This window comes from Streptomyces mauvecolor (assembly GCF_039532965.1).
Taxonomy (GTDB): Bacteria; Actinomycetota; Actinomycetes; order Streptomycetales; family Streptomycetaceae; genus Streptomyces; species Streptomyces violascens.
Map to the genome: position 1 here is coordinate 60,574 of NZ_BAAASQ010000056.1, position 14,961 is coordinate 75,534.

Here is a 14,961-nt window from a genome sequence, read left to right on the forward strand (position 1 = left end):
GTTCCGAGGGAAGCGGATCGTTCCGGGGAGGGTGGGCCGGTGTCGCTCAGGCGAACTGGAGCTGCGAGGGGTCGACCTTGGGGACGGAGAAGCCGATCTTCTCGATGTGCTGGGCGATCGCGGTCTTGTAGAGCTCGCGCAGTTCGCCGTTGTCGTGCTTGCGCAGGCCCCACCGGACGGCGAGCCGGCCGCGCCGGGAGTCGGGCCGCCCGAACATGTCGAGCGCCATCGGATAGAACCGGTCCAGCGCCCGCTGGGCCCGGTCGCGGGACTGCCCGCCGGCGTCGTACGCCTCCTGCATGAGGCGCTTGCCGTAACCGAAGTGCCGGGCCTCCTCCTTGAGGATCGCGTCGGCCTCGACACGCAGGGGCGCGTACGTGCTCGTGGTCATTTCCTTGATCTGGAAATGCCCTTCGAGCTCGCACAGGAAGCTGAACGCGGCACGCTCTTCCCAGACCGTGAATTGCGTCGTCATGCTCTCGGCGGGGAAGTAACGCCGGTCCGCCACAGCCTGGTTCACCATGTGCGAGGTGTCGATGCCGAGCGGTGTGAGCAGTTTGGCGAAGCGCCGGAAGTGGTCCACTTCCTCCATGCCGAACTTGAGGCACATGTAGCGCTCGTCGGCATTGGGAGCGAGCGGATAGAACGAGTCGACGTAGGTGTCACCGGCGCTCAGCTCGCCCTCGCCATTGGCGAGCATCTGATGGGTCAGCACCTCCCGGTATTCCTCCGGGAGTTCACCGACACTCTCCAGGCTGACATTCTCTGAATAGACAGTCGCCATACGAATCTCCTCCGGTAGCCGAGGAAATTGAGCCTATCCGGCCGGTTCGCGCCGTCGGTAGTCCACGATGGACCCATCCCGTCCCCGAACGATGGGGGTAACCCGGTGGCTCTTTGGGGGTACTTCGGAGGTACCTTCCCGACCCCTTGAGCCACACGCATAACCCCCTGCACCACACGTTGAGCTCATGCGGCGCAGGGGGCTTGGGGGAATCCTGTTGGGGCGCAGGGCCGAGAAATTGTGCGGCTCCGCCGCGATAGGGGTCCCCCGGTTCGAGCGGAACCGAGAACTTGAGGGAACGATCAGCCACGGACAGCCCGCGGCCGATATTCACGACGCGGAAGCGTCAAACCCCGCTCCGCGCCGGAGGCCGGATGTACGTAAGCGTGTGATGGGACACAAGCTTCCCCGCCGTGTCGGTCGTCTCAGCCGTCCCGTACACGATCAACCGCCCCGGCCGGACGATGGTCGACTCGCAGACCAGATCCGTACGGGCCGGCCCGAGAAAGCTGGTCGTCATCTGCTGGGTCACCGAAGGATCGTCCTCGCCGAACAGCGACATGATCGCGATCCAGCAGGTCACGTCGGCGAGCGTCATCGCGCACCCGCCCTGGAGTACGCCGCCCGGGCGGAAGAGTTCGGGGCGCTGCGGGAGCGAGACTCTGGCTCGCCCTTCCTTGACGGCTTCGACCCTGAATCCCCACCAGGGTCCGAAGGGACTGTTATCGAGAACGGCCTGCGCTGCATCGACATCCATCATCGAAGAAACATAGCATCGTTCGGTATGTCGCCACGCAGAACCAACGCGGAACGAACCGAGACCACCCGAGCCCAACTGACACGCTCCGCAAGGGAGTTGTTCAGCGAGTGCGGGTACGCCTCGACGACCATCGCGGAGATCGCGGAGCGCGCCGGGCTCACGACGGGTGCGCTGTACCACCACTGGGCAGGCAAGGAGGCGCTGCTCGTGGATGTCGTGCACGACATCCACCGCGAACTCGCCGTACGCATCCGGTCCCTGGGGAGCATCCAGGACGAACCCGTCACACAACTCCTGCGCTCAGGACGGGAGTTCCTGGCGTTCTGTGCCGATCCGGCCGTCGCCCGGCTGCTCCTGCTGGACGCTCCCGCGGTGCTGGGCTACGAGCGATGGCGGCAGATCGACGAGCAGTGGTGGCTGTCGACGACGATCCGGCTGGTGGAGCGGGCGCGCGCCACGACGGCCGGAACCGGCCTCGGCGTCGAGGGCACCGGCGCGGACGCCGGGAGTTCCCGCCGACTCGCGCTCGCCCTCCTGGGCGCGTTGACGTACCTCGGCCACGAGGTGGCGATGAAGGGCAGCCCGACAGTCGCCGGCGCGGGGCGGACCTATGAGGTGCTGCTCAACTCGCTCTTCGCCTGACCGGACGTGGCCGACGGCACATGACTCACGCCATCGGACCGAGCCGGGAAACCAGCAGCGCCGCTTCCACGCGGCTTGAGGCCGATAACTTGATCATGACGCGGTGGACGTGCTTCTTGACGGTGTTCTCGGCGATATGGAGAGAGGATCCGATCTGTTTGTTCGTCATCCCGTCGGCGAGCAGCCGCAGAACGTCGTTCTCGCGTGAGGTGAGATTCGACATCGCCCCCGACGTCGAAGACATCGGGCACCCTTCACCGATATCGGAAAGCCGTTCTCGCGGAAGCAGATAGGCGGCACAGCCACGGCCGACCAAAGCGATCACGCCTGCGAATTCCTCCTGCAGGATCTCCAGGTCCATGAATCCGGCTACCTTGGCCCGTAACGCGTCCTGAATGGTGACGGCGGAGTCGTGGCACCACAGGACGATGATCGAAACGTGCGCGCCGATCAGCTGGACAAGGTGACGAAGGCTGTCACCCTTTAATTTGCGGAGGTTGAGCAGGACGATGTCGGGCTTTCCGCAGTCGACGGCGGCCAGAACACCGGCCACGTCCTGCGCGACGCCGACCACGTCGAGGCCGGGCGCCTCTCTGCTCATGGCCACGAGACCGGATCGGGTCACGACCTGGTCGTCGGCGATCAGCACCTGGATCTGAGCCATGTACGGCGTCCCTTCCCCCGTGCGACCGCCTGCGGGACCTCTGTGGAGGCCGGGCGTCAGTGCGGCCAAAAGATCGAATAAGGCCTGAATTCCGGGCCGCCATTGAGCCGTATTTGTCACGGCCCCATGGAAAAAATGGTGGTGCGGGCGGATCTCTGTACCAGAAGGCTCAAGTACGGGTTGTCCGACTTGCCGCCCTTACTGAGGTATGGCTTTGTCCGAATCCCGTGACACGGGGTCGCTCCAGCTCCACCGTGACCGGCGGGGAAAATCAGCCATGCGCGCGAACGTCTCCTGCGCACCCAGGGCGTACCCCCTCGGCCCGGTGTCGGGCTCACGGCGAGCGTACCTCACGGTCACTCCCATGGCGAGATCTGAATGAAATCTTCCGGATGAGGCTATGGGCCGCGACCCAACTCACCTGAACCAGCCATTCTTTCCGAAATCAATCAGCCATTCGGGATCCGGGAGAACCCTCCGTCCGCGCACGGGAAATCGGCCATAAACAGAGTTCGGGGCCGCCAAGGGCCGTCACCCGGCGGGTGATTGACTGCACCGTATGGATCTCGCATCAGGGTTCGGAGTGCCGTCGGACCCCCACCTCCCCTCGACGGCTTGGGGCGCGCCCCCGATCGACACCGAACTACGCGCGGCTCTGGGGACGTTGAAGGCTGAGCCCTTCACCCCGGAGAACCTTGTGGCTCGGCAGGAGCGCGATGCGGCGACTCGGCCCCGGCCGGCCCTGAAGGACCTGCGAGCCGACGGCCGCTTCGAAGTGGAGGAACTGCGGGTGCCGTCGGGCGGGCAGGACGTCACGCTGGTGAGCGCCCGGCCCGCCGGGGCCGGCGGCCCGCTGCCGCTGCTCTTCTACCTGCACGGCGGCGGAATGATCATGGGTAACGCCTGGTCCGTACTCCCGCGCCTGCTGCGCGAGTTGGCCCTCCCGCTGGAGTTGGCCGTCATCTCCGTCGAGTACCCGCTGGCCCCGCGGACGCGGCATCCCGGCCCGATCGAGGCCTGCTACTCCGGTTTCGCATGGGCGGCCGCGCACGCGTCGGCACTGGGCATCGACGCGGCCCGCATCATCGTCGCAGGCAAGAGTGCCGGCGGCGGCCTCGCGGCGGCTCTCGCCCTGCTCGCCCGCGACCGGGGCGGACCGGTGCCGCTCGGCCAGCTGCTCCTGTCCCCGATGCTCGACGACCGCAACAACACCTGCTCCAGTCATCAGATGGCGGGCATCGACACCTGGGACCGAACCTCCAACTCCACCGCCTGGCAAGCCCTGTTGGGCGATCGGTACGGGGCCGACGACGTGTCCCCCTACGCTGCGCCCGCCCGCGCCACGGATCTGTCCGGGCTGCCCCCGGCGTACATCGAGGTCGGGTCGGCCGAGACCTTCCGCGACGAGGACGTGGCCTACGCCAACGCGCTCTGGCAGGCCGGCGGCCGGGCCGAACTGCACGTATGGCCGGGCGCCTGCCACGGCTTCGACACCTACGCGCCCCAGGCGACCCTCAGCCGGGATGCCCGGGACGCGCGTACGCGCTGGCTGCGTCGCATCCTCGATCAGTCCGCCGTGAACAATCGCCCTGCCCGATGAACTCTCGTATGCGGCACGTCAGTTGTAGCAACGCGACGCCTCACAACTGCCGAATCACCACAAGCACCACCAGCAGTACGGTCGCCCCCGCGCTCATCCCATGGGCCGCGACCGCCGCGAAAGGGAAGTGGCGCTCGGCCGTCGTGCTGCCCTGGGAGTGGCGGCCGGAGCTGGGCAGCCAGCGCAGCAGCATCGTGAAGCCGAACGCGGCCACGACCAGGACGCCCGCGCACGCCGCCCAGGCCAGGCTTCTCAGGTCGCCCATGAGGTATCCGCTCCAAGCGGCCAGCCCGGCCACGGCGAACACCACATGCCCGCCGATCAGCCACAGCGGGAGGCGTGTCACGCCGGGGGCCCGTTGCCTGAGGCCGCCGTGGCGGATCCATACGGTGCCGAGGTAGCCGCCCAGCGCGGCGGTCAACAGCCATGCGCACAGCACGAAGACGCCCATGCACTCCCCCAATGTCCCGTCACGGCATGTCGTGCCCTTCAAGGACACCGCATGAAGCGGAAGCGGCCCGGACGTCCATTCCCTGATTCACCCGTTGGCGTGAAGAGAAGCGCAAGTCCCGCACGCAGCGCCCGCCTACTGTGCATGGCGCCCGCGCGCACGGCGGCGTGAAACTCAGGTGGACTCCCCGTCGCACGCCGACCGAGGAGGCCGAGCGGCCGGTGCCGCGCCCTCCTCGTTCGTACGCAGTTCCACGCAGCAGGAGCCCGGGCGCGGGTTGAGCACCGCCGTTGCCGTCGTGGCGCCGAGCCCGGTGAGGCAGCCCTCGGCAAAGGCGTGGTTCATCCCGCAGACCAGCGCGGGCGCCCGGGCCGCGACGGGATGGAACGGGCAGTTCCGCGGCCCGGTCGCGGTCGCCGAGCCGGGCTCCACAAGGGTCTGGGAACGATGCGAGCTCGCGGCAGATGGGCGTTGGAACAAACTGAGCCGAAGAGGTGCCCTCAAGGGGCCAAGGGGCTCACGCCTCCAGCGCCGCCCCGCAGCTCCAGCAGCACCGGGCCGCGCGTTCCGTCGCGAGGCGGCCGCATTCCGGGCACACCTGCCCGAGCAGGCAGGCCGCCTCGCCGCCCTCGTCACGAGGCGGGCCCGCGATGGTGAGCCCCGGCCTTCGCGCATGTACGGAGAGGTACCCCATCCCGTCGGCCCCGGCCGCCAGGGAGCGGCGCGATCCCTTGGGCAGCCAGAGCGCACATACCGGGCGCAGATCCTGGGTGCCGGTCTCCGTACGGAGTTCGCCGCCGCCTTCGAGGACGATCAGCAGGACGTCCAGCTGAAGATCCGTGTGCTCGTCGATGGTGCGGCCCGGCGGCAGCCGCAGCAGGTTCGCGTCCAGGCCGCGTGCCCGTTCGGCGAGCCGCCACAGTGCGCCGCCGGTGTCCGGCGACGCCGCCGCGAGCTCCCGGCCGAGGTCGGCCACCACCCGGGCACTTTCCTGTTCCATTACTACGCCACCCTCCCCTACCTGCACGTTTCGTTCCGACCGCGTCACCCGTCACCCATACGCATGCGTATTGCAAGTATTGCAAAGAGCAAGACAAAAAGCGTATAGGTCGCATCAACTCTGCGGAGTTGCTCCGTCACCCATCGCGTCGCGGATGCAGTCTGAAGCTGAAGCGGAACGCCGGTCATGCACGTCAGATCGTAAGGCCGGTGTGCTCTGTGGCAGCCGTGAAAGGAGCGACGGTGTCGGTACGGCGTGGTGCACGCGAGGAAGCGGAACGGGTGGCGGCGAACGCCACGGAGCAGCTTCTGCGGGCCGGGCGGATACTGCGGCGGACCACGACGACACCGGATCTGCGAGCCGTCTACCGCGCGGACCAGACGGTCAACGACGAGCCGTACAGGGAGCGTTGGGCGCACGACAAGGTGGTGCGCTCCACGCACGGGGTGAACTGCACCGGGTCGTGTTCCTGGAAGGTGTACGTCAAGGACGGGCTGATCACCTGGGAGACCCAGGAGACGGACTATCCCTCGGTGGGCCCCGACCGGCCGGAGTACGAGCCCCGCGGCTGCCCCCGAGGGGCGTCCTTCTCCTGGTACACGTACTCGCCGACGCGGGTGCGCCACCCGCTGGCCCGGGGCGTCCTGGTGGAGATGTACCGGGAGGCGAAGGCGCGGCTGGGGGATCCGGTGGCCGCCTGGGCCGAGCTCACCGGGGACCCCGAGCGGCGCCGGCGCTACCAGGCCGCGCGCGGCAAGGGCGGTCTGGTGCGCGTCGGCTGGGACGAGGCGCTGGAGATCGCGGCCGCCGCCCAGGTGCACACCATCAAGGAGTACGGCCCCGACCGGGTCGCCGGGTTCTCGCCGATCCCCGCGATGTCGATGGCCTCGCACGCGGTCGGCGCCCGCTACCACTCGCTCATCGGCGCGCCGATGCTGTCGTTCTACGACTGGTACGCGGACCTTCCGATCGCATCCCCGCAGGTCTTCGGCGACCAGACGGACGTGCCGGAGTCGGGCGACTGGTGGGACGCGGCGTATCTGATGCTGTGGGGCTCCAATGTGCCGGTGACCCGGACGCCCGACGCGCACTGGATGGCCGAGGCCCGCTACCGGGGGCAGAAGGTGGTGGTGGTCTCCCCCGACTACGCGGACGCGACGAAGTTCGCGGACGAGTGGCTGCACCCGCATCCGGGGACCGACGGCGCCCTCGCGATGGCGATGGGGCACGTCATCCTGAGCGAGTTCTTCGTCAAGCGCCAGGTGCCCTATTTCCTGGACTACGTACGGCAGTTCACCGATCTGCCCTTCCTGGTCGAGGTGGCGACGCGCGAGGACGGCAGCTGCGTGGCGGGCAAGTTCGTGACCGCCGCCGACCTCGGGCTCGGGGACGAGTCCGGCGCGGAGGCGGACCGGTTCCGGCCGGTCCTGATCGACGAGGTCTCCGGCCGGCCGGTCGTGCCCAACGGCACCCTCGGCGACCGCTGGTCCAAGGAGGGCGAGGGCCGCTGGAACCTGGACCTCGGCAATGTCGTGCCCGAGCTGACCTTCCACCGGGCGACGGGCCTCCAGAGCGCCGAGATCAGGCTCCCTCGCTTCGACCGGGGCGGCACGGTGCGGCGCTCGGTGCCGGTGCGGGAGGTCGGCGGGCGCCGGGTGACCACGGTCTTCGACCTGCTGCTCGCCCAGTACGGCGTGTGGCGCGAGGGGCTCACGGGAGACTGGCCGGTGGGGTACGAGGACGCCTCGAAGCCGTGCACCCCCGCCTGGCAGGAGACCATCACCTCGGTGCCCGCGGGGGCGGTGGTGCGGGCGGCACGGGAGTTCGCGCACACCGCGGAGAAGACCCGGGGCCGCTGCATGATCGTGATGGGGGCGGGCACGAACCACTGGTTCCACTCCGACACCATCTACCGCTCCTTCCTGTCGCTGTTGTTGCTGACGGGATGTCAGGGAGTCAACGGCGGCGGCTGGGCGCACTACGTCGGTCAGGAGAAGGTCCGCCCGTACGCGGGCTGGCAGCAGCTCCAGTCCGCCGCGGACTGGGTGCGCCCGTCGCGGCAGATGGCGGGCACACCGTTCTGGTATCTGCACACCGACCAGTGGCGTTACGAGCGGTACGGTGCCGACGCGCTGGCCTCGCCGGTCGGGCAGGGCCTGTTCGCCGGGCGGCACACCGCCGACCTGGTGGCCCAGTCCGCCCGCCTGGGCTGGATGCCGTCGTATCCCACCTTCGCGGCCAACCCGCTCGACCTGGGGGCCCGGGTCCGCGCCAGCGGGCACGAACCCGGGGAGTGGACGGCGGCCGAACTCGCCGCGGGGCGGCTCCGGTTCGCGTGCGCCGACCCGGACGCACCGGCCAACTGGCCCCGGGTGCTCACCGTGTGGCGGGCGAATCTCATCGGTTCGTCGGCCAAGGGCAACGAGTTCTTCCTGCGCCATCTGCTCGGCACGAGCGACAACGCGTCCGCCGAGGAGGCCGCTCCCGAAGAGCGGCCCCGCGAGGTCGTCTGGCACGAGGAGGCCCCGCGCGGCAAGCTCGACCTGCTGCTCGCGCTCGACTTCCGGATGACGTCGACGACGCTGATGGCGGACCTGGTCCTGCCCGCCGCCACCTGGTACGAGAAGCACGACCTGTCCAGTACGGACATGCACCCCTATGTGCACGCCTTCTCCCCCGCGATCGACCCGCCGTGGCAGGCCCGTACCGACTTCGAGATCTTCCACGGGCTCGCGGCCAAGCTCAGCGAGCTCGCCGCGAGACACCTGGACACCGCGTACGACCTGGTGGCGACGGCCCTGCACCACGACACCCCGGGCGAAGTGGCCCAGCCCGGCGGCAGCACCCCCGAGTGGCAGGGCGGCCCCTCCCCCGTCCCCGGGTTCAACATGCCGGACCTCACGCTCGTGGAGCGCGACTACACCGCCGTCGCCGACCGCCTCGCGGCGCTCGGTCCGCTGGCCGAGCAGCACGGCATGACGGTGAAGGGCGTCACCGTCCACCCGGGGCCCGAGGCGCGCTGGCTGGCCAGCCGGTGCGGTGTGGCGCCCGAGGGTCCGGCGAGCGGCAGGCCGCTGCTCGACACGGACGTCAAGCTCTGCGAGGCGATCCTCGCCCTGTCCGGCACGACCAACGGCCGCCTGGCCGCCGAGGGATTCGAGCAGCTCGCGCTGCGCTGCGGCCCGGAGAGCCGTCTCGCCTCCCTGTCGGAGACGGTCGCCGAGCGGCGCGTGGTGTTCTCCGACACCCAGCGGGGTCCGGTTCAGGTCGGCGCGAGCTTCGAATGGTCGGGCAAGGAGGCTCCCGACCGCCGGTACTCGCCGTTCACCATCAACACCGAGCACCGCAAGCCCTGGCACACCCTCACCGGCCGCCAGCATTTCTACCTCGACCACGACTGGATGGCCGAGTTCGGCGAGCAACTCCCGCTGTACCGACCGCCGTTGGACCTGGCGGCGCTCGGCGAGTACGCCCGTACCGACGAATCGGGCGCCCGCTCGGTGGCGGTCCGCTATGTCACTCCGCACTCGAAGTGGTCGATCCACTCGGAGTACCAGGAGAACCTGCTGATGCAGACCCTGGCGCGCGGCGGGCCCGTCATCTGGATGAGCGTCGAGGACGCCGAGGCCATCGAGGTCGCCGACAACGACTGGATCGAGGCGGTCAACGCCAACGGCGTGGTCGTCGCCCGCGCCATCGTCTCGCACCGCATGCCGGCCGGCACCGTCTTCATGTACCACGTGCAGGAGCGCCTGGTGAACGTCCCCAAGTCCGAGACCACCGGGCGGCGCGGCGGCGTCCACAACGCGCTCACCAAGGTCCTCATCAAGCCGACCCATCTCATCGGCGGATACGGCCAGTTGTCGTTCGCGCCCAACTACTACGGGCCCACCGGCAACCAGCGCGACGCCGTCACCGTGATCCGCCGCCGTGCGCAGAACGTGGAGTACTGAACCATGCCCCGTCGTCAAGCGACCATCGGACGTGTCATGGCGCAGGTCGCCATGGTCATGAACCTCGACAAGTGCATCGGCTGTCACACCTGCTCGGTCACCTGCAAGCAGACGTGGACCAACCGCACCGGAACCGAGTACGCCTGGTTCAACAACGTCGAGACCCGCCCCGGCCAGGGCTACCCCCGCGGCTACGAGGACCAGGAGAGGTGGAAGGGCGGCTGGCGGCTCAGGAGCGGCCGCCTCGTGCCGCGCAGCGGGGGCCGGGCACGTCGCCTGGCGACCCTGTTCGCCAACCCCGAACTCCCCTCCCTCGCCCACTACTACGAACCCTGGACGTACGACTACGAGACGCTCACCAGCGCGCCGCTCGGCGACGACGTCCCCACCGCCCGGCCCCGCTCCCTGATCGACGGCCGGCCGGCCGAGGTGACCTGGGGGCCGAACTGGGACGACGACCTGGGCGGCGGCCCCGCTCACCTCGCGGGGGACCCGGTCCTGCGGCAGATGAACGAGTCGGTGCGCCTGGAGTACGAGCAGGCGTTCATGTTCTACCTGCCGCGCATCTGCGAGCACTGCCTCAACCCGTCGTGCGTCGCGGTGTGCCCCTCGGGGGCGCTGTACAAGCGCATCGAGGACGGCATCGTCCTGGTCGACCAGGACCGCTGCCGGGGCTGGCGGATGTGCGTGTCGGGCTGCCCCTACAAGAAGATCTACTTCAACCACCAGAGCGGCAAGGCCGAGAAGTGCACGTTCTGCTATCCGCGCATCGAAGCGGGTGAGCCCACCGTCTGCTCGGAGACGTGTGTCGGCCGGCTGCGCTACCTCGGCGTGATGCTGTACGACGCCGACAAGGTCGGCGAGGCGGCCTCGGTCACCGACGAGAAGGACCTGTACGAGGCCCAGCTGGGCTGTTTCCTCGACCCGGACGATCCCCGAGTCGCCCGCGCCGCCGAGGAGTCGGGCATCCCGCACGACTGGATCACGGCAGCGCGCCGCTCCCCCGTCCGCAAGCTGATCACCGACTACCGGGTGGCGCTGCCGCTGCATCCGGAGTACCGCACCATGCCGATGGTCTGGTACGTGCCGCCGCTCTCCCCGGTCGTGGACTCGCTGACCCGCAGCGGCCACGACGGGGAGGATCCGGCCCAGCTCTTCGGCGCCATTGACTCGTTGCGCATTCCGCTGGAATACCTGGCCGGTCTCTTCACGGCCGGGGACACCGGGCCGGTGGAGGCCGCGCTGTGCCGCCTGGCCGCGATGCGCGCCCACATGCGGCGCATCAACCTCGGCGAGGAGCGCGACCCGGCGATCGCCCGCGGCGTCGGTCTGGACGAGCGGCGCATCGAGGAGATGTACCGCCTGCTCGCCGTGGCCAAGTACGAGGACCGCTACGTCATCCCCACCAGCTACACCGGCTCCGTTCCGAGCGATCCGGGTGACGGCGGGTGCAGCCTGGACGGCGACGGCGGGCCGGGCATGTACGAGGCCGGGCTGCCCGGCATGGAGGCCTTCCACGCGCCGCCCGTACCCGCCGGTGTCTCCGCGAGCACGGGGCTGCGAGGCCGGGTCAACCTCCTCAACTGGGACGGCCGCGGCACTCCCGGCGGCCTCTTCCCGCGCCGCGGGAAGGAGGAGGACCGATGAGCCCGCTGAGCCGTCCCGCAGTTCACCAGGCAGCGTCACTGCTCCTCACCTACCCGGACTCCGGCTGGCCCACCCACCTGCACATCGTCCGCACGGTGGTGGCCCAACTGCCGTTGTCCGACAGCCAGTTGCTGCTGCGTCGGTTCTGTGACGCCGTTGCAGACGTGGCCCCGCTGGAGCTCGCCGCCCGCTACGTGGCCACCTTCGACCGCAGCAGGCGCCGCGCCCTGCACCTGACGTACTACACGGACGGCGACACCCGGCGCCGGGGCGCGTCGCTGGCCCGGCTCAAGGGGCTCTTCCGCAAGCACGGCTGGGAGCTGGACGACGGGGAGCTGCCCGACTTCCTGCCCGCCGTCCTGGAGTTCGCCGCCCGGTGCCCGGAACCCGGCCTGAGCGTGCTCGTCGAGCACCGGGCCGCCCTGGAACTGCTCGGCCACGCGCTGGAGAAGTACCGCAGCCCGTACGCCGATGTCGTACGCGCGGTGTGCCGGACGCTGCCGGGACCCGCGCCCGCCGATCACGCGGCCGCCCTCCGGCTCGCCCGCAACGGCCCGCCCACCGAGACCGTCGGACTGGCCCCCTTCCCGCCTTCCCGGCCCACCGAAGGAGCCCGCCGGTGACGCACCTGGACATCGCCCTGTGGGGCGTCCTGCCCTACCTCGCCCTCACCGTCCTCATCGCCGGCACCGCCTGGCGCTACCGCTACGACCGGTTCGGCTTCACGACCCGCTCCAGCCAGCTCCACGAGTCCCGACTGCTGCGGGTGGGCGGCCCGCTCTTCCACTACGCGCTGCTCCTCGTCATCGGCGGGCACGTGACCGGCCTGCTCGTCCCCGAGGCACTCACCCAGCGCCTGCACGTGAGCGAGGAGATGTACCACGCGTCGGCCCTGGCCATGGGCGGCGCGGCGGGCGTCGCGGCCGCCGTCGGCCTGGGCATCCTGCTCGTGCGGCGGCTTCGCACCCCGGCCGTACGCCGGGCCACCAGCCGCAGCGACCGGGCCGTCTATCCTCTGCTGGTCCTGGTGCTGCTCGCCGGGCTCACCGCCACCGCGACCAGCGCCACCAACCCGTACGACTACCGCCTCGGTGTGTCCGTCTGGTTCCGCAGCCTGTTCGCTCTGGACCCCGACGTGGCCGCCATGGCCGACGCGCCCCTCGTGTACCGGCTGCACGCGCTGCTCGCGATGACCCTGTTCGCCGCCTGGCCGTTCAGCCGCCTCATCCACGCGTTCACCGCGCCGGTGGGCTATCTGGTCCGCCCGTACGTCGTCTACCGCTCGCGGGCCCGCTCCACCCCGTATCGCCATCCGGCGGCAGGAGTTCGCCCCGCGGAGAAGAGGCCCGTCTCGCGTTGACCCGCGTTCAGTCGTCCGTCGCCGCCTCGCGGAAGTGGTCCGCGAGGCGGCGGCGGCCGATGGCGGGGGCGATGACGTCCTGGGTGAGGACGGTCAGCGGGAACTCGACCACCCCGTGGACCCGCAGCGGGGTGACCCGCCGCAGTACCGCCAGCGACACCCTGAGCACCCGGACGGGAATGCGCGTGATGCGCGCCGGTCGGCCCACGGCCCGGAAGGCCTCGCGTGCGATGTGTTCGTGGGTGAGCACGTCGGGCCCGCCGAGGTCGATCTCCTCGGCGCTCCCGGCCCCGGTGACGGCATCGGCCGCCGCGCTCGCCACATCGGCCCCGTCGACGGGGTTGATGCGGAACCGCCCCGTGCCGAAGACGACGGCACGCCCTTTGCGCGCCATCGCCAGGTACTCGTCCATGTCGGAGAAGAACCCGTTCGGGTACAGGACGGCGTAGGCGAGTCCGGAAGCCCTCAGCTCCGCCTCGAACGCCCGCTTGGCGCGGACGAGCTGGACGTGTTCCAGGCCGGGCGAGCGCACCACCGAGACGTAGACGAACTTGCCGACCCCGGCCCGCCGCGCTTCCGCCAGGAGCCGGCGGTTCGCACCGTAGTCCACGTCCCAGCACGTGAGCCGACCGTGCTTCCCGACGAGCCCGACGGAACTCACCACGGCGTCGACGCCGTCGCAACATCCCTTCAGCGCAAGGGAGTTGACGGCATCGGCGATGTGTACCTCGTCCACCCACTCACGGATCGGCGCCAGCTTGTCGGGGGTGCGGGCGAGCGCCCGCACCCCGTGGCCGCGCAGCGCGAGTTCACGCACGACCCGACTGCCCAAGTAGCCGGTCGCGCCGGCCACCAACACCTTCATCTCGCCCACCCTTCCTAGGCGGCCGCGGTCTACCGGCCGGGGGCGAGCGGGTCGGCGACGAGGCCGCCGGTGCGGCGCACCTCGTCGAACGGGTCGACGGCCAGTTCGCCCGCGGCCCGGGTCAGGGCGCGCAGGGCCGGCACCAGGCCGGCCCGCTCCTCGGCGGGCAGCCGGGCGACGAGCGCGCCGACCTCGGCCTGCCGGTGCGCCATCACCCGGCCGACCAGGTCACGGCCCGCGTCCGTCAGGTTCAGGACGACCTCGCGCCGGCTGGCGGGGTTGGTCCTGCGGTCCACCAGACCCACGGCCTCCAGGCGGTCGACCATCCGCATGGCGGTGGACGGATTCACGCCGAGCGTCGCCGCCATGGCAGCCAGCTTCAGCGGCTCACAGCTTTCGAGCACCACCAGGGCGCGCAGCTGCGGGAGCGTCATGGAGTCGTCGATCGACGAGAGCGCGCGGGCGGAGATCGCGACGAGGAGCCGTGAGGCCGCCATGACGGCCACGGCCACTTCCTCGGCCTCATGGTCGAGCGTCGGCCGACCGGAGGCCCGCCGGTCACGGGCCTGCCGACCAGGGGCCTGCCGATCGGGGCCCTGCTGCTCGGCGGGGGCCCCTCTGTCTCGCCCGGCTCCTTCGGCAGCACGGCCGGAAGGTTTCCGCGGCTTGCGCGACGCGGCTTCGCCGTTCGCCAGGTCGTGCGCCGAGTCATGCGCCATGTCGTGCGTCATGGAGATCGATACACCCCAATTATTCAAGGCTGTCCCAAGACGGGCAGGCGGCCCTTGTAATCATTGCAGTCTGCAATGTTAGCCTGTGTTCGGATCGACCGGACCTGCGCGGGCGCGACGGGGACCGGTCAGCAAGGAGTGATTGACGATGACGGTGGAGCCGATACGCGAAGCCTATTCGTTCGTGTGTCTGCACTGCGGGCACGCCTGGGAAGGCTCGTACGAGATTCAGCACGCGATCGACGCGAACGGCACCCCGCGCACGGACTACTACGTCCGCGGCGTCAAGCAGCCCTCTCCGCTGACCCAGAACACCTGCCGGATCTGCCACAGAACGACGATCCGCATCCTGCGCCCCGGCCGCGTCGCCTCGGCCCGCCCGGTCCTCGACTGACCGGGCCGTACCCGGGGGCGCGGCGTTCGACGAAGCACGCCGCGCCTCCGGGTACCTGCCGGACCTCACCCCTGCTCTTCCCCTCCTGACGGGCAGCGCCGCCCGTTCCC

Annotated in this window: 15 protein-coding genes; 7 read left to right on the forward strand and 8 right to left on the reverse strand. The window is 70.0% G+C overall.

Going from position 1 to position 14,961, the window contains the following annotated elements:
- Positions 1–46: 46 nt before the first annotated feature.
- Both ABD346_RS37725 and ABD346_RS37730 read right to left on the reverse strand, forming a co-directional pair.
- Positions 47–784 (reverse strand): Phenylacetic acid catabolic protein, encoded by a 738-nt coding sequence (locus ABD346_RS37725; protein WP_189966712.1) that lies wholly within the window; start codon positions 782–784, stop codon positions 47–49.
- A 346-nt stretch (positions 785–1,130) separates the two neighbouring features.
- A complete protein-coding gene (locus ABD346_RS37730) occupies positions 1,131–1,544 on the reverse strand; it encodes a PaaI family thioesterase (RefSeq protein ID WP_344380832.1) in 414 nt (137 codons plus the stop codon).
- Positions 1,545–1,568: 24 nt separating this feature from the next.
- On the opposite strand from ABD346_RS37730, the gene ABD346_RS37735 reads away from it, so the two are divergent.
- Entirely contained in the window at positions 1,569–2,186 is a 618-nt protein-coding gene (locus tag ABD346_RS37735) for a TetR family transcriptional regulator (RefSeq protein WP_344380833.1), read from the forward strand.
- A gap of 25 nt (positions 2,187–2,211) precedes the next feature.
- On the opposite strand, the gene ABD346_RS37740 is transcribed toward ABD346_RS37735, so the two are convergent.
- Entirely contained in the window at positions 2,212–2,850 is a 639-nt protein-coding gene (locus ABD346_RS37740; protein WP_189966714.1) for a LuxR C-terminal-related transcriptional regulator, read from the reverse strand.
- A gap of 559 nt (positions 2,851–3,409) precedes the next feature.
- On the opposite strand from ABD346_RS37740, the gene ABD346_RS37745 reads away from it, so the two are divergent.
- Positions 3,410–4,450 (forward strand): alpha/beta hydrolase, encoded by a 1,041-nt coding sequence (locus ABD346_RS37745; protein WP_344380834.1) that lies wholly within the window; start codon positions 3,410–3,412, stop codon positions 4,448–4,450.
- Positions 4,451–4,490: 40 nt separating this feature from the next.
- On the opposite strand, the gene ABD346_RS37750 is transcribed toward ABD346_RS37745, so the two are convergent.
- The 3 genes from ABD346_RS37750 to ABD346_RS37760 all read right to left on the reverse strand — a co-directional run bounded on the left by ABD346_RS37750 (position 4,491) and on the right by ABD346_RS37760 (position 5,901).
- Positions 4,491–4,901, reverse strand: a complete 411-nt coding sequence (locus tag ABD346_RS37750; RefSeq protein ID WP_344380835.1) for a hypothetical protein — start codon at positions 4,899–4,901, stop codon at positions 4,491–4,493.
- A gap of 174 nt (positions 4,902–5,075) precedes the next feature.
- Entirely contained in the window at positions 5,076–5,246 is a 171-nt protein-coding gene (locus tag ABD346_RS37755; protein ID WP_344380836.1) for a hypothetical protein, read from the reverse strand.
- A gap of 172 nt (positions 5,247–5,418) precedes the next feature.
- Positions 5,419–5,901 (reverse strand): cupin domain-containing protein, encoded by a 483-nt coding sequence (locus ABD346_RS37760; RefSeq protein ID WP_344380837.1) that lies wholly within the window; start codon positions 5,899–5,901, stop codon positions 5,419–5,421.
- Positions 5,902–6,182: 281 nt separating this feature from the next.
- On the opposite strand from ABD346_RS37760, the gene ABD346_RS37765 reads away from it, so the two are divergent.
- From ABD346_RS37765 to narI, 4 genes are read left to right on the forward strand one after another with little or no spacing between them, the layout of a single operon-like run.
- Complete coding sequence (locus ABD346_RS37765) at positions 6,183–9,854, forward strand: nitrate reductase subunit alpha (protein ID WP_344380869.1); 3,672 nt, start codon at positions 6,183–6,185, stop codon at positions 9,852–9,854.
- 3 nt (positions 9,855–9,857) lie between these two features.
- Positions 9,858–11,501, forward strand: a complete 1,644-nt coding sequence (gene narH, locus ABD346_RS37770) for a nitrate reductase subunit beta (protein WP_344380838.1) — start codon at positions 9,858–9,860, stop codon at positions 11,499–11,501.
- A complete protein-coding gene (gene narJ / locus ABD346_RS37775) occupies positions 11,498–12,124 on the forward strand; it encodes a nitrate reductase molybdenum cofactor assembly chaperone (RefSeq protein ID WP_344380839.1) in 627 nt (208 codons plus the stop codon). Before narH ends, narJ begins: the two co-directional genes overlap by 4 nt.
- A complete protein-coding gene (narI, locus tag ABD346_RS37780) occupies positions 12,121–12,861 on the forward strand; it encodes a respiratory nitrate reductase subunit gamma (protein ID WP_344380840.1) in 741 nt (246 codons plus the stop codon). The genes narJ and narI overlap by 4 nt, the downstream gene beginning before the upstream one ends.
- Before the next feature lie 7 nt (positions 12,862–12,868).
- On the opposite strand, the gene ABD346_RS37785 is transcribed toward narI, so the two are convergent.
- A complete protein-coding gene (locus ABD346_RS37785; RefSeq protein ID WP_344380841.1) occupies positions 12,869–13,726 on the reverse strand; it encodes an SDR family oxidoreductase in 858 nt (285 codons plus the stop codon).
- 29 nt (positions 13,727–13,755) lie between these two features.
- Entirely contained in the window at positions 13,756–14,223 is a 468-nt protein-coding gene (locus tag ABD346_RS37790; RefSeq protein WP_344380870.1) for a MarR family winged helix-turn-helix transcriptional regulator, read from the reverse strand.
- Between the two features lie 382 nt (positions 14,224–14,605).
- On the opposite strand from ABD346_RS37790, the gene ABD346_RS37795 reads away from it, so the two are divergent.
- Positions 14,606–14,851: a hypothetical protein gene (locus ABD346_RS37795; protein WP_344380842.1), complete on the forward strand. Its 246-nt coding sequence runs from the start codon at positions 14,606–14,608 to the stop codon at positions 14,849–14,851.
- Positions 14,852–14,961 lie beyond the last annotated feature (110 nt).